23 protein-coding genes and 3 tRNA genes are annotated in these 21,696 nt (G+C 33.2%); 12 read left to right on the top strand and 14 right to left on the bottom strand.

Annotated elements, in window-relative coordinates; all coding sequences use genetic code 11:
• Both B2217_RS12620 and B2217_RS12615 read left to right on the top strand, forming a co-directional pair.
• A partial coding sequence (locus B2217_RS12620) for a DUF5686 family protein (protein ID WP_291122737.1) occupies positions 1–1,617 on the top strand: 1,617 nt, incomplete at its 5' end.
• Between the two features lie 79 nt (positions 1,618–1,696).
• Positions 1,697–2,689, top strand: coding sequence for an LLM class flavin-dependent oxidoreductase (locus B2217_RS12615; protein ID WP_291122735.1), 993 nt, complete (start codon positions 1,697–1,699; stop codon positions 2,687–2,689).
• On the opposite strand, the gene B2217_RS12610 is transcribed toward B2217_RS12615, so the two are convergent.
• The 5 genes from B2217_RS12610 to rplU form a co-directional block, all read right to left on the bottom strand.
• Positions 2,684–3,247, bottom strand: a complete 564-nt coding sequence (locus B2217_RS12610; protein WP_291122734.1) for a threonine/serine exporter family protein — start codon at positions 3,245–3,247, stop codon at positions 2,684–2,686. The genes B2217_RS12615 and B2217_RS12610 overlap by 6 nt on opposite strands.
• Positions 3,231–4,007, bottom strand: a complete 777-nt coding sequence (locus tag B2217_RS12605) for a threonine/serine ThrE exporter family protein (protein WP_291122731.1) — start codon at positions 4,005–4,007, stop codon at positions 3,231–3,233. The genes B2217_RS12610 and B2217_RS12605 overlap by 17 nt, the downstream gene beginning before the upstream one ends.
• Before the next feature lie 108 nt (positions 4,008–4,115).
• Entirely contained in the window at positions 4,116–4,913 is a 798-nt protein-coding gene (locus B2217_RS12600) for a T9SS-dependent choice-of-anchor J family protein (protein ID WP_291122729.1), read from the bottom strand.
• Positions 4,914–4,998: 85 nt separating this feature from the next.
• Entirely contained in the window at positions 4,999–5,256 is a 258-nt protein-coding gene (gene rpmA, locus B2217_RS12595; RefSeq protein WP_291122727.1) for a 50S ribosomal protein L27, read from the bottom strand.
• A gap of 18 nt (positions 5,257–5,274) precedes the next feature.
• On the bottom strand, positions 5,275–5,868 hold the full coding sequence (gene rplU / locus B2217_RS12590; protein ID WP_291122725.1) for a 50S ribosomal protein L21: 594 nt from the start codon (positions 5,866–5,868) through the stop codon (positions 5,275–5,277).
• 176 nt (positions 5,869–6,044) lie between these two features.
• Here rplU and B2217_RS12585 point away from each other — a divergent pair, with 176 nt between their 5' ends.
• The 4 genes from B2217_RS12585 to meaB all read left to right on the top strand — a co-directional run bounded on the left by B2217_RS12585 (position 6,045) and on the right by meaB (position 10,436).
• The gene (locus B2217_RS12585; protein WP_038334874.1) at positions 6,045–6,284 is read left to right on the top strand and encodes a FeoA family protein; all 240 of its coding nucleotides are present in this window, start codon (positions 6,045–6,047) and stop codon (positions 6,282–6,284) included.
• Positions 6,284–8,383, top strand: a complete 2,100-nt coding sequence (feoB, locus tag B2217_RS12580; protein ID WP_180905672.1) for a ferrous iron transport protein B — start codon at positions 6,284–6,286, stop codon at positions 8,381–8,383. The genes B2217_RS12585 and feoB overlap by 1 nt, the downstream gene beginning before the upstream one ends.
• A 300-nt stretch (positions 8,384–8,683) precedes the next feature.
• On the top strand, positions 8,684–9,298 hold the full coding sequence (locus B2217_RS12575; RefSeq protein ID WP_180905670.1) for a helix-turn-helix domain-containing protein: 615 nt from the start codon (positions 8,684–8,686) through the stop codon (positions 9,296–9,298).
• A 169-nt stretch (positions 9,299–9,467) separates the two neighbouring features.
• Positions 9,468–10,436, top strand: a complete 969-nt coding sequence (gene meaB, locus B2217_RS12570) for a methylmalonyl Co-A mutase-associated GTPase MeaB (protein ID WP_291122723.1) — start codon at positions 9,468–9,470, stop codon at positions 10,434–10,436.
• 31 nt (positions 10,437–10,467) lie between these two features.
• On the opposite strand, the gene B2217_RS12565 is transcribed toward meaB, so the two are convergent.
• The 6 genes from B2217_RS12565 to mutY form a co-directional block, all read right to left on the bottom strand.
• Positions 10,468–10,541 (bottom strand) — tRNA-Asn (locus B2217_RS12565).
• A gap of 58 nt (positions 10,542–10,599) precedes the next feature.
• A tRNA-Asn gene (locus B2217_RS12560) sits at positions 10,600–10,673 on the bottom strand.
• 65 nt (positions 10,674–10,738) lie between these two features.
• The gene (gene rseP / locus B2217_RS12555; RefSeq protein ID WP_280045411.1) at positions 10,739–12,049 is read right to left on the bottom strand and encodes an RIP metalloprotease RseP; all 1,311 of its coding nucleotides are present in this window, start codon (positions 12,047–12,049) and stop codon (positions 10,739–10,741) included.
• A gap of 75 nt (positions 12,050–12,124) precedes the next feature.
• Positions 12,125–12,733, bottom strand: coding sequence for a gliding motility lipoprotein GldD (locus B2217_RS12550; RefSeq protein ID WP_244957998.1), 609 nt, complete (start codon positions 12,731–12,733; stop codon positions 12,125–12,127).
• Positions 12,734–12,748: 15 nt separating this feature from the next.
• Complete coding sequence (locus B2217_RS12545; protein WP_038334855.1) at positions 12,749–13,201, bottom strand: single-stranded DNA-binding protein; 453 nt, start codon at positions 13,199–13,201, stop codon at positions 12,749–12,751.
• 38 nt (positions 13,202–13,239) lie between these two features.
• Positions 13,240–14,259, bottom strand: a complete 1,020-nt coding sequence (gene mutY / locus B2217_RS12540; protein WP_291093588.1) for an A/G-specific adenine glycosylase — start codon at positions 14,257–14,259, stop codon at positions 13,240–13,242.
• Between the two features lie 104 nt (positions 14,260–14,363).
• On the opposite strand from mutY, the gene B2217_RS12535 reads away from it, so the two are divergent.
• The 5 genes from B2217_RS12535 to B2217_RS12515 all read left to right on the top strand — a co-directional run bounded on the left by B2217_RS12535 (position 14,364) and on the right by B2217_RS12515 (position 17,982).
• The gene (locus tag B2217_RS12535; protein ID WP_019975652.1) at positions 14,364–14,660 is read left to right on the top strand and encodes an HU family DNA-binding protein; all 297 of its coding nucleotides are present in this window, start codon (positions 14,364–14,366) and stop codon (positions 14,658–14,660) included.
• A gap of 213 nt (positions 14,661–14,873) precedes the next feature.
• A complete protein-coding gene (locus tag B2217_RS12530) occupies positions 14,874–16,445 on the top strand; it encodes an Rne/Rng family ribonuclease (RefSeq protein ID WP_038334846.1) in 1,572 nt (523 codons plus the stop codon).
• A gap of 57 nt (positions 16,446–16,502) precedes the next feature.
• Positions 16,503–17,177: a TIGR02117 family protein gene (locus tag B2217_RS12525; RefSeq protein ID WP_180905667.1), complete on the top strand. Its 675-nt coding sequence runs from the start codon at positions 16,503–16,505 to the stop codon at positions 17,175–17,177.
• A gap of 135 nt (positions 17,178–17,312) precedes the next feature.
• Positions 17,313–17,386: transfer RNA gene (locus B2217_RS12520), tRNA-Asn, on the top strand.
• Between the two features lie 125 nt (positions 17,387–17,511).
• Complete coding sequence (locus B2217_RS12515) at positions 17,512–17,982, top strand: ecotin family protein (RefSeq protein WP_180905666.1); 471 nt, start codon at positions 17,512–17,514, stop codon at positions 17,980–17,982.
• Positions 17,983–18,034: 52 nt separating this feature from the next.
• Here B2217_RS12515 and B2217_RS12510 read toward each other — a convergent pair whose 3' ends face one another.
• The 3 genes from B2217_RS12510 to era all read right to left on the bottom strand — a co-directional run bounded on the left by B2217_RS12510 (position 18,035) and on the right by era (position 21,150).
• Positions 18,035–19,279: a DUF445 domain-containing protein gene (locus tag B2217_RS12510; protein WP_291093593.1), complete on the bottom strand. Its 1,245-nt coding sequence runs from the start codon at positions 19,277–19,279 to the stop codon at positions 18,035–18,037.
• Positions 19,280–19,363: 84 nt separating this feature from the next.
• The gene (locus B2217_RS12505) at positions 19,364–20,152 is read right to left on the bottom strand and encodes a universal stress protein (protein ID WP_038334827.1); all 789 of its coding nucleotides are present in this window, start codon (positions 20,150–20,152) and stop codon (positions 19,364–19,366) included.
• 110 nt (positions 20,153–20,262) lie between these two features.
• Positions 20,263–21,150, bottom strand: coding sequence for a GTPase Era (era, locus tag B2217_RS12500; protein ID WP_291062348.1), 888 nt, complete (start codon positions 21,148–21,150; stop codon positions 20,263–20,265).
• Positions 21,151–21,372: 222 nt separating this feature from the next.
• Between era and B2217_RS12495 the strand changes: the two genes are divergently transcribed.
• Positions 21,373–21,642, top strand: coding sequence for a hypothetical protein (locus tag B2217_RS12495; RefSeq protein WP_291062346.1), 270 nt, complete (start codon positions 21,373–21,375; stop codon positions 21,640–21,642).
• Positions 21,643–21,696 lie beyond the last annotated feature (54 nt).

Below are 21,696 nucleotides of genomic sequence, written 5' to 3'. Positions count from 1 at the left end.
TTATACATTACGACAGACAATTATGCCGTTTTGGAAGCAACGCTGAAGTCCACCAAAAAAATGAGCGTGAATTATGTCAACAGCATTTCTACCGAGTTGGAATATGACAATCCTGATGAAGAAACATTCTTGCCTGCGAAAATTGAAACCGAGCTCAATCTTTCTATTTTCAGCAAAAGCAAAAAAGCAAAAGGGGTTTTAGCAAAACGAAGCGTCACTTATTCTAAATACGAGTTTGATCAGCCTCTTGCCGATGATATTTTTGAAAGAAAAGAAGAAGATACCGATCAATCTTTACTGGATAAAGACGATAATTACTGGATGGCTGCACGTACAGATTCTCTTTCAGCGAGCGAACAGGGAATTTATGAAATGCTTGACAAACTTGAAAATACACCAAAATTTAACCGGATTGTAAAAGTTACGGAAATCATTGGTTCCGGCTATTGGAATGTAGGAAATGCCATTGATATCGGAAACATCTATTCTATTTACGGATTTAATGAAATTGAAGGCAACAGAATCCGTCTTGGTGCAAGAACCTATTTTTCAAGAAATGACGATTGGAGAATACAAGGTTACGGAGCTTACGGATTTAAAGATCATCAGTTCAAATACGGAATTGAGGGGAAATATATGTTCAACAAAACGAATCGTTTTACTTTAGGCTATGGTTCGCGGAGAGACATTCTTCAATTAGGCGTCCAGCTTACTACAGACGACGGAATTATGTCACGAACATTTGCCTCTTCTTCTGTTTTATCAAGAGGTGAAAATGCTTCCTTAAGCTCTGTTACACAAAATAATATCTTTGCTTCCATTGATCCGTGGAATAACTTCCAGGTTCGCCTTGACGCTTCGCTTCAAAGCATAAAATCCGCAGATTCTGACATTTTTAATCTGAATTATTACAGAAACGGAGTGTTAAGAAAAACGGTCAACGATTCTCATTTCACACTTAGCTTAATTGCAAGGCCGGGCGCAAAATTCTCTCAAACAGGTGTTGACCGTATTGAATTTTCTTCTCTTGCATCCACAATTATTTTAAAATATACAAGAGGTGTGGAAGGTCTTTTCAACGCAGATTTCACTTATGACAAGCTGCAGTTTTTGTATTATAAGCCGTTTCTTCTAGGAAGCTGGGGAAGAACAATTGTTAATTTTGAAGCTGGTAAAAATTTTGACACCGTTCCATTAGCTTTACAAAATGTTATTCCCGGAAACCAATCTTACGGTTTAGGAGGCAATTCGTTTTCCCAGCTTAATTACTATGAATTTGTAGCTGATACATACACAACGTTTCATTTGGAGCATCATTTTAACGGTAAAATATTATCCTATATCCCTTTAATAAAAAAACTTAAGCTGCGTGAAGTAGCCTTTTTCCGGGCTGCTTATGGAAGTTTAAGCGACAACTCCAAAAACATCAATGTGGAAGGCTGGAAATATTCTGCGCCGAGCGAACAGGTTTATTACGAATATGGCTGTGGAATAGAAAATATCGGCTTTGGAAATCTAAGAATTTTTCGTGTAGATTTTAACTGGAGAGGAAATTACCTTGACCGTCCTGAAGTTTCGAAGTTCGGGGTAAAAGCAGGATTCCAGTTTTCCTTTTAAAATAATATGGTAAAATTGTCTCTCTATCAAATATTGGTTTAATATTTGAGACTTTTCCTGAATATAAAAAAAGTAAAAAATGTCATTAAAATATTCAATTCTTGATTTAGCTACCATTGTTAAAGGTGACAACATCACTACTACATTTCAGAAATCTGTAAAATCTGCCCAACATGCAGAAAAACTCGGATACACAAGATATTGGTTTTCAGAACACCATAACTTTCCCAATGTTGCAAGTGCTGCTACTTCAATCCTGATAGGGCATATTGCTTCACAGACAAACACACTGCGTATTGGTTCTGGCGGAATTATGCTTCCGAACCATACAACGCTTTCCGTTGCCGAACAATTCGGAACTTTAGAAGGCTTATTTCCTGGAAGAATTGATCTCGGATTAGGAAGAGCACCAGGCACAGATTCTCTTACCGCAACTGTTTTACGCCGTGGAGATGCAAATCCCCACTATGATTTTGAAGCGCACATCAAAGAATTGATGAAATATATGAGTGAAGAAAATGCTTCTTCTAATGTACGTGCAATTCCCGGAGAAGATGCAGAAGTGCCAATTTATATTTTAGGAAGCTCTACAGATTCCGCATATTTGGCAGCAAAATTAGGGCTTCCTTATGCATTTGCGGCGCATTTCGCTCCTACTCATTTGGAAGTTGCCCTTGAAATTTACAGGAGTAATTTTCAGCCGTCAGAATTCTTAGCAGAACCATATGTCATGGTCTGCGTAAATATTATTGCTGCAGACAGCATTGATGAAGCGCATTATATTGCAACTTCTCATTTTCAGGCTTTTGTAAATATTCTTACGGATCGCCGTCAGCCTTTGCTGCCGCCGGAAGATACAAGATTAGACATTCTTCCTGATGAAGTTTTGCAGCATCTGAACAGGATGAGTTCAAAAACTTTTGTAGGAGACAAAGCAAGTCTGACAGAAAATTTAAATGATTTTGTAAAATATTATCGCCCGGATGAAATCATCATTGCAGGAAATGTATATGACTTTGATTCTAAAATGAAATCTTACGAAATCATCGCAGATATTATGAAAGAATTATAATCTTCTTTTGGCCCTTTTGTAGCGGGCAATTTGCGGTTTCCGGATCAGCTCATTCTTCATTATTTTATTAAGGTCTTTATTCTTGACTGATTTTGTATTTAAAAACAAAATGGGGAAAATGATGCCTGAAGTCAGTGCAAGTAATATAAAGCCTGCGCTCAGACCTGCATTCATCACCTGAAGAAAAAATTGAAAATCTACATCCTGATTTTTTCCGGCAGTAACCAGTTTTAGAATCCCAATTACAAACTCATAGCCTAGCTTCCCGGGAATCATATTGATAACCGCAGGAATCGTGAAAATAATAGGCGGTGTATGAACTCTGTGCGCAAAATAAACGCCAAGAATTCCTACTAAAGAAGCTCCGGCTAATGATGCAAGAACCAACTGTCCTTCTATTACGGTGTGAATCAGCAAGGTTTTAAGCCCGAAACCTAATGCTCCTAAAAGTGCAGCAACCCAAAGTGCTCTTTTAGGTGTATTAAAAAGAAGTGCAAAACCTAGCACGACTACTACTGCCCAAAAAATCTTTATAACGATTTCAAATGTGATATCCATATCCGAACATAAATAATGATATATAAAAGCCTAAAGCAATCACGAATATTAAAATTCCTCCAAGAATCAGCTTGGCGCTTCCGGAGACAATATGACCTTCCAGGACATCAAGAAAACCATTAATAAGCGGAACGCCGGGAATCATCCATAGAACGCATGCAGATAATGCTGCCTGAAAATCCTGCATTCCGAAATATCTGAAGATATTAACAACCGATGCAGAAACAAAAGACGCAATCAGAAAGCTCACAAAAGTATTGAACTTTTTATCCAAAAAAACTTTTCTCGACATTATTCCTAAAACGCCTGCCAGAAAAGCAACAAAAAACTCAGCAATAGTGCCTTCGAACACTTCACAAAGTGCAGCGGTAGCAAAGCCGATTCCAACAATCTTCAGCCATTCCGGATAGCTTTTTTCTTTGCGGATCCGCAAAAATTCTTTTTCAAGTTGATCAACGTTCATTTTCTGCTGGTGAGCATCCCAGCTCAGAATGCTGATTTCTGAAATAATTGAAAAATTGACGCCGTGATGCGGAATTTTTTTGACTACTGTCCGCTTTTCATGTGTTTTCAGATTTTCTACCGTAATGATGATTCCTGAATAGGAAAAAAAACTTTCCAGTCCCAGATTGAAAGATTCAGCAATACGATTAAGATTCCGGGATGTACGTGTTGAATTCGCCCCGTTGGAAATCATTACTGCTCCTATTTCTGCCAGCAGCCCTGTTAATTTGTCGAGTCTCAGATTTTCTGAATTCATGCCTCCAAATTTAAGACTAAAACACAACATATGACATGTTAGATATCATTTTACTAAAAAAAGAAAACCTCAGCAATGCTGAGGTTTTCTTTTTGAATTTATGAAAATTTATTTTTTGATAAATTTATGAGAAGTACTTCCATTATCAGAATTTACTTTGAGAATATAGGCTCCTTTTGCAAGATTTCTTACGTCTACAACTCCATTGTTTAGAATAACAATATTTGCTTTTTTACCTGTAAGATCAAAAATTTCTACAGATTTAACATTTTCTAATGATTTAATATTTAATACATCAGAAGTAGGGTTAGGATATACAGAAACTTTTGTTTTAGAAGCTTCTGAAACTGCTAAGGTTGCTGCTTCTACTGATACATTATCAATCCCTATTCTGAATTGGTCTGACACATCATAATGTCTGAAAGCAATATAAATAGTCTGTCCAGCAAAAGCAGACAAATCAAGGGTTCTTTCTGTAAGTGTACTTGGCAAATCAAATTCTGTAAATAACTCACCAGCAGTAGTTAGAGCTTCAACTGAATTTTCAGTAGCAACATAAACACCATAATTTTCCAAATTATACTCAGGGTCTGATGCAAAAACAGACCATTTTAGTGTAATTGCTCCTGAAGCATTTGTTAAATCTACAGCAGGAGAAACAACCCAATTATCTGGAGTCAATGGAGCCCCATTCCAAGAAACAGATGTTAAAATAGGAGTTCCGCTTGGTGCGCCACCACTTGTCAATTGTGCTACATCCCAATCATTTCCATCTCCATCTTGATCATATAGAGTCCAGTCAGAAATATCTAAGTCATTAAAATTGTCTTGCCAAACTTGTACTTGTGCTTTAGAAAATATAAAAGCTGTAAAGAATGCAGAAGTAAAAAGTAATTTTCTAATCATAATATAAAAATTTAATATCGTAAAGTTAGCGAATTAAAAAAACCTCACCAAAAAAGTGAGGTTTAAATTTTATAAACGCTTATAATTATGCGTTGGGTTCTACAGATACAAAAGATCTGTCATTTGCTTTCTTTCTGAAAACTACTTTTCCGTCAACAAGTGCGAACAAAGTGTGGTCTTTACCAATTCCCACGTTTTCACCTGGGTGATGTTTTGTACCTCTTTGTCTTACGATGATGTTACCAGCAATCGCTTCTTGTCCTCCGAAAATCTTCACACCTAATCTTTTAGAGTGAGATTCTCTACCGTTTTTGGAACTACCGACTCCTTTCTTGTGTGCCATTTTATTTTACGGTTTTTATTATTTGTTAAGTGCTTTAAATTGATCTGCATTCTTCTCGATAAGCGCATCCACTTCTTCGTGAGTAAGAATGTTTTTAGCTAATTCTTCTTTCAGAGCTTTTCCTAAAGCTACAAGAGTTTCTCTGTTTTCTTTAGACTGGGAAAGATTGTTTTTCTTCAGGTGATAGTTCAATTCGTGATCTTCGCTGAAGTTTACGGTATCTCTATCTGCGTTAGAAGTTTTAGCTTCTGCTTTTTCAGCTCTAGGAGCAGCTTCTTTTTTTGCAGTTTTTTTAGTTCCGTCGAATCCTGAAATTCCCGTAATCTGGATCTGAGTTAAAGATTGTCTGTGACCATTCTTTACTTTATATCCTTTTCTTCTTTTCTTTTTGAAAACGATTACTTTATCAGCTTTTACGTGATCTAGGATTTCAGCATCTACAGTGATACCGCTTACAGCCGGGGCGCCAACAGTGATGGTACCGTTTACGGTAAGAAGAACTTTGTCAAAAGAAACTTTGTCTCCTTTTTCTCCTTTCAAACGGTTCACAAACAACTTTTGGTCTTGCTCAACTTTGTATTGAAGCCCTGCTATCTCTACAATTGCGTACATAAATTAATGTTTATAAATGAAAATTGAGTGCAAAGATAATCAAATTTTTGAATTTAGACACTTGAATTCATTGAAATTTAATTAGAAAGATAAAAAAACTATGACATATCTTCTATTTGGATTAATTAAAAATAAATATCTTTGCATATAGTAAAATCATAGATAGATTGGTAGAAATGGTTGAAAATTATTCTTTAAAAGATTTAAAAATTGGTGAACAAGCAGTTGTAACTGGATTTAGTACAGAAGACATACCTGCTAAGTTTTACGAAATGGGCTTTATTCCGGGAACAAGTTTATTGGTAAAAAATAAGGCTCCGTTTGGTGGTCCTATTTGCATTAGTATCATCTCTAACAAGTCTGTTTTAGCTTTAAGAAGAAACGAAGCCGATAAAATTTTGATAACAAAAAAATAATGAATCATTATAAAATTGCCTTAATTGGTAACCCAAATGTTGGTAAAACTTCGTTATTTAATAAATTAACAAATCTTCGTCAAAAAGTTGGGAATTACCCTGGTGTGACGGTAGAAAAACGCGAAGGTAAAATAGAACGAAATGGAAATAAATTCCAAATTACAGATTTTCCCGGAACGTATACAATTTATCCAAGCTCTTTGGATGAAGAAATTGTTTTCAAAACTTTAGGAGACAAAACCAATAACCATTACCCAAATTTGGCGGTTGTTGTTGGTGAACCATCTAATCTAAAACGATCGATTTTGTTGTATCAACAAGTTAGAGATTTAGAAGTTCCTGCGATTTTTGTCATCAATATGAAAGATGAAATCAAAAGCAAGGGACTAAATATTGATTTGAAAAAGTTAGAAGATTTTCTTCAAACAAAAATATACTTAACAAACGCGCGTACAAGCGAAGGAATTGATGAATTGGTAGAAGCTTTTACAAAAGAAGCAACTCCATATAATCGTCATTACGAAATTCCGAAAGAGCATCTTTCTATTCTAGAAAAAATCAAGAATGAATTTAATCTTAAATCTGATTATTTAGCTTGGCAATATCTTTCTCAGAAAGAAGTTCCGTTCGAATCGAAAGAAAATCTAAGTAAATTAGATACAATTAAGAAAGAAAATTCTATTGTTTCGAAACGATTACAAGTTAAAGAAGCATTAGATCGAAATAAAATTTTAGAGGATAAATTAAACGATATTATTTCGTATAATTTTGACGGAAATGAAACCTTAACCGATAAAATTGATAAAACATTAATTCATCCGATTTTTGGATACATCATCTTTTTAGGAATTTTATTATTAATCTTTCAAGCTGTTTATACGTGGTCTGCACCATTAATGACAATGGTCGAAGATTTATTTGGTTGGATCGACGAAAAAGCAATTAGCTTAATTCCCGAAGGACCTATCAACGAAATTATTGGAGGTGCAATAATTCCAGGTATAGAAGGGATTGCCGTTTTCGTTCCGCAAATTGCCATTTTGTTTTTATTCATTTCAATAATGGAAGAAACGGGCTACATGAGTCGCGTGGTTTATTTAATGGACAGATGGTTAAAACCATTCGGTTTAAGTGGAAAAAGTGTCGTTCCATTAATTTCTGGTGTTGCCTGTGCCGTTCCTGCAATCATGTCTGCGCGTAATATCGAAAATGATAAAGAACGTCTATTAACGATACTTGTAACGCCTTTTATGACGTGTTCGGCTCGTTTACCAATTTACATCGTTTTAATTGCTTTGGTTATTCCCGACGAACATATTTTCGGATTAAGTTACCAAGCTTTGGCGTTATTTGTGATGTACATTTTAGGTGTTTTAGGCGCACTAGGAAGTGCTATTTTATTAAATTTAATCATTAAAGCGAAACATAAAAGTTACCTAATTTTAGAAATGCCAACATACAAACTTCCTGATTGGAAAAATGTTGGAATTAATGTTTGGGAAAAAACATTAGGATTTTTAGTTGATGCGGGTAAAATCATATTTGCAATTTCGATTATTCTTTGGGTTTTAGGAACTTTCGGACCTGGAGAACAATTCAAAAATGCAGAAGAAATTGTAACTGCTCATCATCCGAAAATGAATGAAGAAGATTTGGCAAATGAAATTGCTTCTTACAAATTAGAACATTCATATTTAGGGAGATTAGGATCAGTTATAGAACCAGTTGTAGAGCCTTTAGGATACGATTGGAAGATGGGAATTGGTTTAATTTCATCATTCGCAGCGCGTGAAGTTTTTGTCGGAACGATGTCAACAGTTTATAGTTTAGGAGAGGTTGATGTTGAGGACAATGGTCAAAAAGATCGTTTACTTCTTCGTATGAAAAATGAGATTAATCAAAACACAGGAGAACCAGCATACAACCTTGCTACAGGAGTTTCGTTGTTGTTATTTTATGCATTCGCAATGCAATGTATGAGTACAATTGCGATCGTAAAACGAGAAACAAATTCTTGGAAATGGACATTGATTCAGACAGGGTTTATGACAGGTTTAGCATATGTAGTTGCATTCATTGCATATCATTTTTTAAAATAATAGTATGGACAATATTTGGATACAATATATCTTTATCGCTTTCCTTTTTGGATTTGCAGTTTGGTATGTTGTAAAATTAATTAGAAGCTCATTTAGCTCAAAAGGAGGCGGATGCTCAAAAGGCTGTGGTTGTTCTCCAAGCAAAGATGAATTTCAAAAAAAGGCTAACTCTTAAAAGTTAGCCTTTTTTATTTCAAAATTTCGGAGTATTTTTACAATAGTATAATCAGAAAAAAACAAGTATTTTAATGATTATCAATTGGTTTTATTTTATTAATTCGGAATATAAATTTTACAAAAATGGAAACTTGGTTAATCATTTCATTAATAGTTTTAGCTATAATTATCTTAGGATTAATTATTTACTTTGTTTCCAAAAAAACTAAACAATCAACTGAAATTTCTACTGAAGAAATTAATTCTGTAAAAGAAATTAAAGAAATTCCTTCTGAACCAATCAAACAAGAGGTTACAAATAAAATAATTCCTCCAACTCCGCCAACAGAGGTTATCATTGAGGAAAAACCAATGAATAATCTTAGCATTTCATCTAAAACCGAAAATGATTTACTTCGAAAATTAGAATTATTTGAGAAGAATAAAGGCTTTACTAAGAAAGATATTAATCTTGCTTCATTATCAAAACAATTTGAAACGAATACAAAATACCTTTCCGAAATCATTAAAACTCATCGTCAAAAACAATTTAATTCTTATTTGAATGAGTTGAGAGTAAATTACATTGTAAATCGACTTCAAAATGAGCCGAAATACATTAATACGAAAGTAAGCTATTTAGCAAGCGATTGCGGATTTGCTTCTCACAGTACTTTTACGACAACTTTTACTCAAATAATGAACGAATCTCCTTCTGCTTTTATAAAAAGAATTAAAGCGGAACAAAAAAATTCATAATCACGAATTAATAAAGTTTATACAACTGAATTTTAAATAGATATTCATTTATATTCATTTTATTTTTTACACCAATTAATACAAGAGCTATATAAAATAATTTCACAAATCTCGATTGTATTTTTTTATTCTTAATTAAGACTTTATCTTTAATCTAAGATTGTGTCTTATGCGAAAAATTGACCCCGAAATACTTGCTCAAAAAATAAAAGAAGGTGATCGTTTTGCCTTATCAAGAGCTATTACACTTGCCGAAAGCAATCGTTTAGACGATTTAAAATTAGCGCAACATATCATTAGTTTATTACCTGTTTCCATAACGTCAAAAAGAATTGCCATTACTGGAATTCCTGGTGTTGGTAAAAGTACTTTTATCGAATCTCTGGGGAAATATATTCTGAGTAAAGATGAAAAAGTAGCAATTTTAGCTATTGACCCTAGTAGTTCACTTTCCAAAGGAAGTATTTTAGGCGACAAAACACGCATGGAAGACTTATCTCGAGAAGAGAATGCTTATATACGTCCAAGCGCCTCTAACGGCTCTTTAGGCGGTGTTACGTCACGTACATATGAAGCAATTTTATTATGTGAAGCAGCAGGATTTGAAAATATTTTGATTGAAACTGTTGGTGTTGGACAATCTGAGACCTTAGTAAATGAAATTTCAGATCTCTTCCTATTTCTTCAACTTCCGGGTTCTGGAGATGATTTACAAGGAATAAAACGCGGAATTATGGAAATGGCTGATTTGATTTTCGTTAATAAATCAGATTCATTTCAAGAAAAATTAGTGAAAGATGCAAAATTAGACATTGTTCGTTCATTGCAATTTTTACCAACCAAATCTTCTCAATGGAAAAGAAAATCAATTATCGGTTCTGGATTAATCGGAAAAGGAATTCCTGAACTTTGGGAATTGGTCAATGATTATTTCAATTTTATTAATAAAAATAATTATTACGCTTCAAACCGAGAAAAACAACAGCTAAATCAAGCAGAACGCTACACAATTGATTTAGTCAATCAACAATTTTTAAAATTACTTAAGGAGAAACCACTAGAATTGAGCAAAAATTTATCTACATTCGAAATGGCAAAAGACTGGTTGAATAACCATACTGAAATTGATATAAAATAAAAAAAGACAATCAAATTGATTGTCTTTTTTGCTCCTCCTCTTGGGCTCGAACCAAGGACCCTCTGATTAACAGTCAGATGCTCTAACCAACTGAGCTAAGGAGGAAAATCCGATATTTTAAAATTTTATTTTTAAGTCTTTGTTTGACGTTTCACTAAAAAAGCTCCTCCTCTTGGGCTCGAACCAAGGACCCTCTGATTAACAGTCAGATGCTCTAACCAACTGAGCTAAGGAGGAATGTTGCTTAATTGTGGGTGCAAATATAGAAGTATTTTTTACACCCACAAAAAATATTTTAAAATTTATTTAAAAATCATATTCACAATATCGTTCCCAAATATGAATACCATTAATCCTAAGATAATTACAACTCCAACCATTTGTGCTTTTTCTAAAACTTTTTCACTTGGTTTTTTACCTGTCACCATTTCATAGATAGCAAAAACAGCATGTCCACCATCCAAACCTGGGATTGGTAATAAGTTAATGAATGCTAACCAAGCAGAAATCATAGCCGTAAATGACCAGAAAAATAACCAGTTCCATTCTTTTGGCATTTGTTTTACCATTCCAATTGGCCCAGCAACTTGCTTACGACCGTCTTTTACTTGGAATAATGTTCCAATTCCACGAACTTGCGTTGCAATCGCTTCAAATGGCTCTACAATTCCTTTTGCGATTCCTTCACCAATTGTATAATCTTCCTTAGAAATCAATGAATCTAAATACGCTGTTGATCTTAGGAATCCAATGCTTCCATCTTTACCTACATTAACCATCAACTCTACAGGCTCACCTTTTCTTTCAACACTCAAAGAAACAGTTTTCCCTTTGTATTCTTTTAATTTATTTGTTAAATCTGAAAATAGAGGTGTTGTGAAACCATCAATAGCAATTACTTTATCATCTTTTAATAAACCTGCTTTTTGTGCTGCACTATTCTCAACAACCGAATCTACAACAGTTGGCATTTGAGGAATAAAGAAAGCGCCTTTAGCGTTTAAAATTTCAGTTCTGAAATCTTCTGTAATTGGTAAAGAAACTTCTTTTCCTTGACGTTTTACATCTAAAGTTTCACCACCTAATAAAGCTTCTTTTCCTATTTCGTTTAATGCTTGATATTTAACACCATTTACGCCTACAGGAATATCACCTTTTTGCAGGCCAAATTTAGTTTGCGTTGCATTCGCTTCGATTCCATATTGCATTTTGTTTACATCAACAAAGCTTTTTCCTTGAGAAATGAATAAAATAGTATAAATAATCATCGCTAAAATGATATTCACAATAATACCACCTAACATAATGATTAATCGTTGCCAAGCTGGTTTCACACGGAATTCCCATGGTTTTGGCTCTTGTTTCATTTGTTCCAAATCCATGCTTTCGTCAATCATTCCCGAAAGTTTTACGTATCCTCCAAGAGGCAACCAACCGATACCATAAACAGTATCTCCAATTTTCTTTTTCCAAATGGCAAATTTCACATCGAAAAAACAAAAGAAACGTTCGACACGAACGCCAAACCATCGCGCTGTAACATAATGTCCTAGCTCGTGCAACATTACTAAAAGCATCAAACTAAGCATTAAGGTAGCTATCTGTATTAACATATTGTTTTAAATTTATTTATGTTCTAATTTTATTAAACGATTACAAAATTAATAGAATTTATTTATCAAAGCTGTTTATTTTTTCCATTCTAAGGTTTCTAACAATTTTTTTACATCCTTTTTGATATAATCAACTGCTGGAGCTAAAGAATCAGGTTTTGGTTGAGTTTTGAAATAAACCGAACCTGCTAAAAAATTCTTTACACTATCCGTCGCATGAAATTGAATATTAATCGCTGATTCTCCTCCTAATTCATACATAGTACCAAAAACCTTTTTTTCTGGAAAAGAAAATTCTTGTGGCGAGATAAAACTGGCTTTAACCGTCTGTTCTTGTACAAAACTTTCACTTTCTTTTATTTGAACGATTAAATCTTGTGGTGACTGAACTGGAAAATACGTCAGGTAAATTGTTGCTTTCATTCGTGGATAAACAATATTGAAAGAGTTTGGTTTTTTCCCTGCAATCACCTTCCCAAAGTTTGAATACTGAAAAGTATAAGGCACATTTTCTTTGAATGATAGATAAGTTTGTTGCGGATATTCGAGACGAACTTGCCCTAAAGGTTTGGCAACTTCCTCGTTTTTATTGCACGACACAAAAAAAATAGCACTACTACATAATGCTATTATAGTTTTAAAATTCATTGTATAACGTAAAACGTTAAGTTTTGTAAAATTCATTTAATTTTTTAATTTCTAAAAAGGTAAATCGTCTTCTCCTTCATCTATAAAAGGCGGCTCGACAACTGTTGTGTTTTGTTGACTTTGCTGAACTTTGTTCTGATCATTTTGCATGGCTTGACGTTGTTCATTGTCAATTTTGGGTGTCAAAAACTCGATTGAATTTGCTACGATTTCTGTTGTATAACGCGTTTGTCCGTTATCGTCCCATTTGCGCGTTTTGATACGTCCTTCAACAAAAACTTTATCTCCTTTTTTTAGATAACGATCACATAATTCTGCCAATTTATTGCGTGTCACAATATTGTGCCATTCTGTTTCTGTAATTCGCTCTCCCGTTCTAGAGATATATGATTCTGTCGTTGCAATAGGAAATCGTCCAATACAATTTTGTTCGTCAAAATGATGCAATTTTACATCATCGCCCAAATTTCCGATCAAAAGTACTTTATTCGTTGTTCCATTCATAGTTGTAATAGGTTTTTAGTGGCTTGTTACTTACAAAGTTAATCCAAATAATGTTTATTTATAAATTTTTCTATTGGTTTTGGAAGCGGATAATGTTCGAGATCGTTTAAAGCAATCATTTCAAAATCATTTTCGGCTTGCAAATTTGTTATATCTTTTAAAGATACATTTAATTTCCAATATTTTATAAATAAATTTTGATGTGACAAAATGTGTTTCTCTTCTTCGATAAAAGTTAAATTATTTTCAAGATTTTTATCTAAAATCCAACCTTTATCCAACAAATCAGTTTCAGTTTCGATTTTTGGAAAAGTGAATAAATTTTTCCAAACATCATTTCCAATTCGTTTAGACAACGCAATTTTATCTTCATTTTCGATGAAAATAAAATGTAAAAAACGATTTGATACTTTTGTCTTTTTCAATTTGATAGGCAATTCGTTTACTTTATTTAATCGAAGCGCTTCACAAGACTCATTAAGTGGACAAATTTCACATTTTGGTTGTTTTGGTGTACAAATCGTTGCACCCAAATCCATCACCGCCTGATTAAAATCACCTGGACGTTTTTTATCAATGATTTCTAAGCCCAAATCCCAGAAAATCTTCTTTGTTTTTGGCGAACTTATATCATCTGTAATATTAAAATATCGCGCAAAAACTCGAAACATATTTCCGTCTACAGCAGGCACAGATTCATCATATACAATAGATGCAATTGCAGCAGCAGTGTAATCTCCTACGCCTTTTAGCTTTTTTAAATCTTTGAAATTATTCGGAAATTGTCCATTTAATTCATCAGCAATCGTCTTTGCCGTGAAGTGCAAATTTCTGGCACGGGAATAATAACCCAGTCCTTGCCAGAATTTTAGGACTTTTTGTTCGTCGGCATTTGCCAAATCGAAAATAGTCTCAAATTCTTGTATGAAATTATTGTAAAATTTCATACCTTGGTCAACCCTTGTTTGTTGGAGAATAATTTCCGACAACCAAATGTGAAATGGGTCTTTTGTATGACGCCAAGGTAAATCTCGTTTATTTTTGTCAAAATATGACAAAATCAGATAGTTGAAGTTCATAAAAACTGAAAAAATCTTTTTTTGTTGGGATACTATCGTTATATTTGCACCCGCTTTCAAATTTAAGAATAATAAGAGGAATTATGACAAAGGCAGAAATAGTAAATAACATTTCAGGTAAATTAGGACTTGAAAAGAGCGATACTCAAAGAGTGGTAGAATCGTTTATGGAGGAGGTGATTAAATCATTAGTAGAAGGAGAAAATGTATACTTAAGAGGATTTGGTTCTTTTACTATTAAAACTAGAGCTGAAAAAACAGGTAGAAACATTACAAAAGGTACTTCTATCATTATCCCAGCACACAACGTTCCTACATTTAAACCAGCGAAGACTTTCATCGAAGATGTAAAGACTAGCGAAGCAAACGTAATCAAATAACAATAAAATAATTGTATCATGCCAAGCGGAAAAAAACGTAAAAGACATAAGGTAGCGACGCACAAACGCAAAAAACGTCGTCGTCTTAACAGACACAAAAAGAAAAAATAATTAGTAGCTAAGCTATTAATAATTTAGTCTTTTTACAAGATAGCACTTTTCAATGGAAATTTTGGAAAGTGCTTTTATCATTTTTAAAAACATAATTTTTTGATGAGTAAAGAATTAGTGATTTCAGCCTTAGCTGATCAAGTACGCATCGCAGTTTTAGATGAAGGTCGCTTGATGGAATTTCATCAAGATACTGCAAATGATGGCTTTGCAGTTGGCGACATTTACTTGGGTAAAATCAAAAAATTAGCTCCCAGTTTAAATGCAACCTTTGTTGACATTGGTTATTCGAAAGATGCATTTTTACATTACCATGACTTAGGTCCACAAATACGCTCGTCAAATGCTTACAACAAAATTGTAGCAAATGGCACGTACAAAACCGAAAAATTGAAGAACTTCCGTATGGAAGAGCCGATTGACAAAGATGGACAAATTACAGAAATCTTTGCTCCAGGTGATTCCGTTTTGGTTCAAATTACAAAAGAACCAATCCATACGAAAGGACCAAGAATTACTTCTGAAATTTCAATTGCTGGTCGATATTTAGTTTTAGTTCCATTTTCGGAACGTGTTTCGATTTCGCAAAAAATCAAACAAAAACCAGAACGCGATCGTTTAATCAAAATTTTAGAAGGTTTAACACCAGAAGGCTTCGGAGTTATTATCAGAACAGTTGCCGAAGAGAAGAACGCAGAAGAATTGCAAGCAGATTTGGCATATTTGTTAAACAAATGGACTCAAATCTTCAAAAATCTTCAAAAAAAGAAAGCGCCAGCTAAAATTCTCAGCGAAATGGACAGAGCTTCTTCTATTTTGAGAGATAATTTTAATGATGATTTTATTAAAATTTCTGTTGATGATGACGAATTAGCTGACGAGATGCGCGAATATTTGGAAGTTATTGCACCAGATAAAATTAATTTGGTAAAAGAATACGACGATCCATTTGTTCCAATTTTTGAGAAGTTTAATGTCGAAAGACAAATTAAACAAGCTTTTGGTAAAACGGTAACTATTCCACAATCTAAAGGTGCATATCTTGTGATTGAACATACAGAAGCGTTACATGTAATTGATGTGAATTCAGGAAATATTTCTCGTAATTCTAAAAATCAAGAAGATTCAGCTTTTGCCGTAAACAAAATTGCTGCTTCTGAAATTGCACGTCAGTTGCGATTACGTGATATGGGAGGAATTGTTGTGGTCGATTTTATTGACATGACGGATGTAGAACATAAGAAAGAATTGTTCGAACATCTGAGAGCTGAAATGGCGAAAGATAAAGCAAAACATAAGATTTTGCCACCAAGTAAATTTGGATTGATTCAGATTACAAGACAACGTGTTCGCCCAGAAGTGAATTTCGTGACAACTGAAGAAAATCCTAACCAAGAATCGAATGAAGTTGAAGCACCTATCGTTACAATTGATAAAATTGAACAAGTGCTCTTGAATATCCTTGATAGAAAAGATAAGGATTTACGAAAAATGTCGTTGCACGTGCATCCTTTCGTAGCTGCTTATTTACAACATGGATTGCCAAGCATTCAGATGAAATGGTTTTTTAAGCATAAAAAGTGGATTAAGATTGTACCAAGAGATGCGTACAAATACTTACAATTTAATTTCTTGGACAAAGATCATAATACACTTTACAACGAATCAAATTAAGAAAAGCCTCGCAATTGCGAGGTTTTTTGTTTTATATTCGTTACACAACAAAATACTATGAAAAAAATCTTCCGAATTCTACTCAAAACTTTAGGAGCTTTAGTTTTACTAATTGTGGTGTATTTACTTGCAGTAGTTTTGCTGCCATTAATTCCAGTAAATAAGCAAAAAGAAAAGCCTAATGATCAAATTACAGCTTATATTTTGACAAATGGCGTACATACAGATATTGTGGTTCCAGTAAAATCTGAAGCGATTGATTGGTCGACTTTTGTGCCTTTTTCGGATACGAAATCGAAAAAAGAATACAAATATATTGCCTTTGGTTGGGGTGATAAAGGTTTCTATTTGGATACACCAGAATGGAAAGATTTGAAATTTTCTACTGCTTTCAACGCTGCATTTTGGTTGGGAGATTCGGCGATGCATACTACTTTTTATGATAAAATGACGTTGGGAGAAGATTGTAAAAAAGTAAACATGAGCTTAGAGGAATATCAAAAATTAATTGTTTACATCAAGCAATCATTTGATTTAGATAAAAATAACAAAGTCGAATTAATAAAAACGGATGCTGTTTATGGAGATAGTGATTCGTTTTACGAAGCAAAAGGAAGTTATAGCTTATTTTTTACGTGTAATACGTGGGCAGCAAGCGCGCTAAAAGCAGCAAATAAAGAAGCACCATTGTGGACGGCAACACAACAAGGAATTTTTCGTCATTATGAATAATTTTTTTGAATTATTTCTGATTCATTTTCAAAGAGTTGCCTATTAATGCGACTTGTAGAACGAAAAAAAATACTTTTAAGATTTGGAAGTAATAAAATTTGCTCTATATTTGCAACACAATATCGATAACGATACTCCTCCTTAGCTCAGTTGGTTAGAGCATCTGACTGTTAATCAGAGGGTCCTTGGTTCGAGCCCAAGAGGAGGAGCAAAAAAGACAATCAATTTGATTGTCTTTTTTTATTTCACAAAAATTTAACATTCCCTCACACAACCATTCACCTAACTTTTGCATCTTACTAATAGAAAACAAATAAAATAAAATCAAATTAGTATGAAACTTAGAAAAGTATTTAGCGTTTTAGCATTATTAATGGTTATGGTAACATTCGCGCAAAAAAATATGAAAATAGATTATTCAATGTATCCAAAAGCAAAAGATGGATATGAACAAAAAATTATCACGTTGAAAACTTTACCTAACGAAGATAATTATAGTGTAGAAATTTTCGCAGGTAAAAAAACATTGGTTGATTCTTGTAATCATTTTTTCTTAGCAGGAGCCTTCGAACAAAAAACTGTTGATGGTTGGGGTTATGATTATTTCAATTTCGAATCAAACGGTAACGTTGGAGGAACTTTAATGGGATGTTTTGACAATAAATCTGTCGAAAAAATTGTACACGCACAATCTATTCAAACGCGTTACAATAGCAAATTACCAATCGTAGTTTACGTACCAAAAGGCTATACTTTAGAATATAGAATTTGGAAAGCAGATGAAAAACTTAATTTAGTTAAGTAATATTTATAGTTGTTAATTGAAAAAGCTCGAGAGATTCTCGAGCTTTTATATTTTAATGAAATACCAATTGCGTAATCGTGTAAATAACTAAACCAACAAGTCCTCCAACCAACGTTCCGTTAATCCGAATAAATTGCAAGTCTTTCCCAACTTCCAATTCTAGCTTTTCGCTCAACTCTTTTCCTTCCCATTTATCAACGGTATTACTAATCAAACTTTCTACTTCTTTGACATTTCGTAAAATCATACGGTAAATAAAATGACGCACCCAACCATTAATCTTATCAATCATTTCTTGGTTATCGTTCAAATTCTCGGTCAATTTTATTATATTTTTTTTAATGTAAACTTGCATTGCAGAATTATCATCATCAAAACTTTCAGTCAAATTTTGTTTAATCGCCAACCACAAATCCAAAGCATAATCATTCAATCGTTCTTTTGTGATAAAATCATCTCGAAGCGATTCTAACCTAAATTTCCAATCGGGAGATTCTTTTATATTCTGAATATTTTCTCGGATAATTCGTTCGATATTATGACGAATTGGATGCTCTTTGTCCGCTTCAACCTCATCCAAAAAACTAACCACGCCTTCCACTACTCCTTTCGATATTTTTTTACCAGCAAAAAATGAAATGACAGGATGTTTTTCATTTAATTTATCTTTAATAATCAAATCACTTTCTAAAATATACTCTTTCGCTTTTGGAATGATTGCTTCTAAAATTTCGTCGTGTTTTTCCTTTTCTAAAATATACTCTAAACTTGATGATACTAATTCAGGTAAATCAAATTGTTTCAAAATTTCATCACCTTTCAAGGTTATAAAATCAACGACATCTTTATCATCTAAATCTTTGACAATTTTCTTGGAGAAATTAATCAATTCTTCTTGCAACATTTCTTGATTCGTAGGTTTATTCAACCAATCTGCTGCGTATTTTACAACTTCTAATTTCTCGATATATGGACGAATTGTAGATGGTGTCAAAAAATTCTCAGTTACAAACTGTCCCAAATTATCTCCAATCGAATTTTTACTATTTTCGATCAAATTTGTATGCGGAATTTTAAGTCCAAGCGGATATTTGAACAAAGCCGTAACCGCAAACCAATCGGCAAGTGCACCAACCATTGCTGCTTCGGCAAATGCTTCCACATATCCAATCCATTTCGCAGGTGAATGTTGACTTAGATAAACCATCAAAAAGTAAATAAAAGCCATCAAAATGAATAATCCTGTTGCAATTGCTTTATGTTTTTTGAGGTTTTGTATTTTCTGAAGTTCCGTCATAAAAGTGTTTTGAGAAATTTGTTGCAAAAATTTAGCCAATCAAAAAAGCGGAGAATTCTCCGCTCTAAGTTTTATGTTTTTAATTTATTTACTTTCCTGAAAAACCAATAACGCTACATTTGCACTCGACAATAATCGTTGGCTATGATTAATTGTAAATAATCTTTCAAAAGATGATAATTCACGGTGAACAACGCCTAATACATCGATATTGTTTTTCATACAATAATTGATTAAACCACCTTCTACATCTTTACTCGGTTCAATTGTAATCATCGCTTCAGGATATTCTTCTTCCCATTCTTTTTTTACGCTTAACATTTGCGGAGTAATCGATTTGTCATCAACATGTACAATGTTCAACAATTTATCGTAACGTTTTGTCACTTCTTCCATTTGCGCCAAAGCTTTTGTCTCTTTTTGATTAAACAATGTAGCATAAGCAAAATTTCTTTCTTCTTTAAATTTCACATTATTTGGAACAACCAACACAGGCGCAGGCGAATTATTAATGACATTTACAGTATTAGAGCCAAAAAACTTTTTGCCTAAACTATTTTGTCCATTCGTTCCCATCACCACATATTGTATATCATCTTTGTTGATAATATCCAAAATCATCAACAACAAATCGCCAACAACCAAAGAACTCTCTATTTTTACATGTTCAAGGTTATTTTCTTTTGCAATATTTTTAAGTTTATTGATATAATTTTCGAAGTTTTCTTCTGTAACTTCAAGATAATTTTTAAGATTTGATTGTACCGAAACTAACTTAATATCTGTTTTAAGAACTTTTGCAAGGTTTAACGCATACAAAAAAGCATTGTTCGCTGTTTCCGAAAAATCGGTTGGAAATAATATTTTAGCCATAATAATTAAATTCTAGAATAGATTTTGTTCTATAAATTTACAACTAAAATTTAGGTAAAGCCACAAAAAAAGTCTTGATTTCTCAAGACTTATCTATTTTTTAATCGTTTTTAATAACCAAAACGACGCAAATCATTCTCTTTGCTTCTCCAATCTTTTCGCACTTTCACGAAAAGTTTCAAGAATACTTTTTTATCAAAGAATTTTTCTAATTCTTCTCTTGCTTCTTTTCCTACTTTCGATAAAGACTCTCCTTTATGTCCAATAATAATTCCTTTCTGAGAATCGCGTTCTACAAAAATTTCAGCTTCGATAGAAATTAAATTCAAATCTTCTTTGAAGCGTTCTGTTACTACCTCAACAGAATAAGGAATCTCTTTTTGATAGTTTAATAAAATCTTTTCGCGAATTACTTCGTTTACAATAAAACGCTCCGAACGGTCTGTTAATTGATCTTCTGGATAATATTGTGGTCCTTCTGGAATAATTTCTTTGATCTTATTAATCAACAAATCTACATTAACGTTTTCTTTAGCCGAAATAGGTAAAATCTCTGCTTTTGGTAATAATTCGTGCCAATATTCTACCGCTTCATTCAATCGATCTGGCGTAGCTGTATCAATTTTATTCAACAATAAAATAATTGGTGTAGATGTTTTTTGCAGACGTTCGAAAACTTGTTCATTTTTCAATCGTTTTTCTCCAATTTCTACAACATAAAGAATCACATCGGCATCCACCAACGATTCATTTACTGCATCCATCATTTTTGTTTGCAGTTCATAAGCAGGATCCAAAACACCAGGAGTATCCGAAAATACAATCTGATAATCTTCTCCTGTCAAAATACCTTTGATACGATGACGAGTCGTTTGCGCTTTATGTGTTGCGATAACCAAACGCTCTTTCATCAACATATTCATCAAAGTAGATTTTCCAACATTTGGATTTCCTATGATGTTTACAAAACCGGATTTAAATTTCTTTTCGTCTGACATTCTGCAAATTTAGTGATTTCTATAATATTATTTCAGATTAATATGTTGAAGAAAAGATTAATATTCTAATGAAATTTTAATTTCATAAAATTGATTTTGGTCTGTATTTTGAATAATTCTAATTAAGTTCAAAAAAATATGACGAAAGTTATGGTTTATTGAAAAATATGATTAATTTCATACATGTGTTATGGAAGATTAAATTAACCAAAATTTAAAAAAATGATGAAAGCAGAACTTATCGAAAAAGAAGAAGTAAGAAACTATAAATTTTTAGACGCGCCAAAAGACGAAGTAACGGTAGAGGCAAACAAATTGAATGGTGCAGTAAGATTAGGAAACGAATTCAAATCGAAAGCATATATTACATTTCAAACAGATCAAGGTCCTAAGAAAATTGAGACGACTGTTTGGTCTGTTACGGATAATTTTTTACAAATTAAGAATGGAGTTTTGATTCCGTTAAAATCTTTAATTGATATTCAATACTAAAAATTGTTTATTGCTTAAATTCAAAAAGGGATACGACGATGTCGTATCCCTTTT

Origin of the sequence: Empedobacter sp. UBA7620 (genome assembly GCF_002484185.1) — a bacterium.
Lineage (GTDB): Bacteria > Bacteroidota > Bacteroidia > Flavobacteriales > Weeksellaceae > Empedobacter > Empedobacter falsenii_C.
Note: the sequence above shows the minus strand (reverse complement) of the source record. Positions and strands in the feature narration are given on the sequence as shown.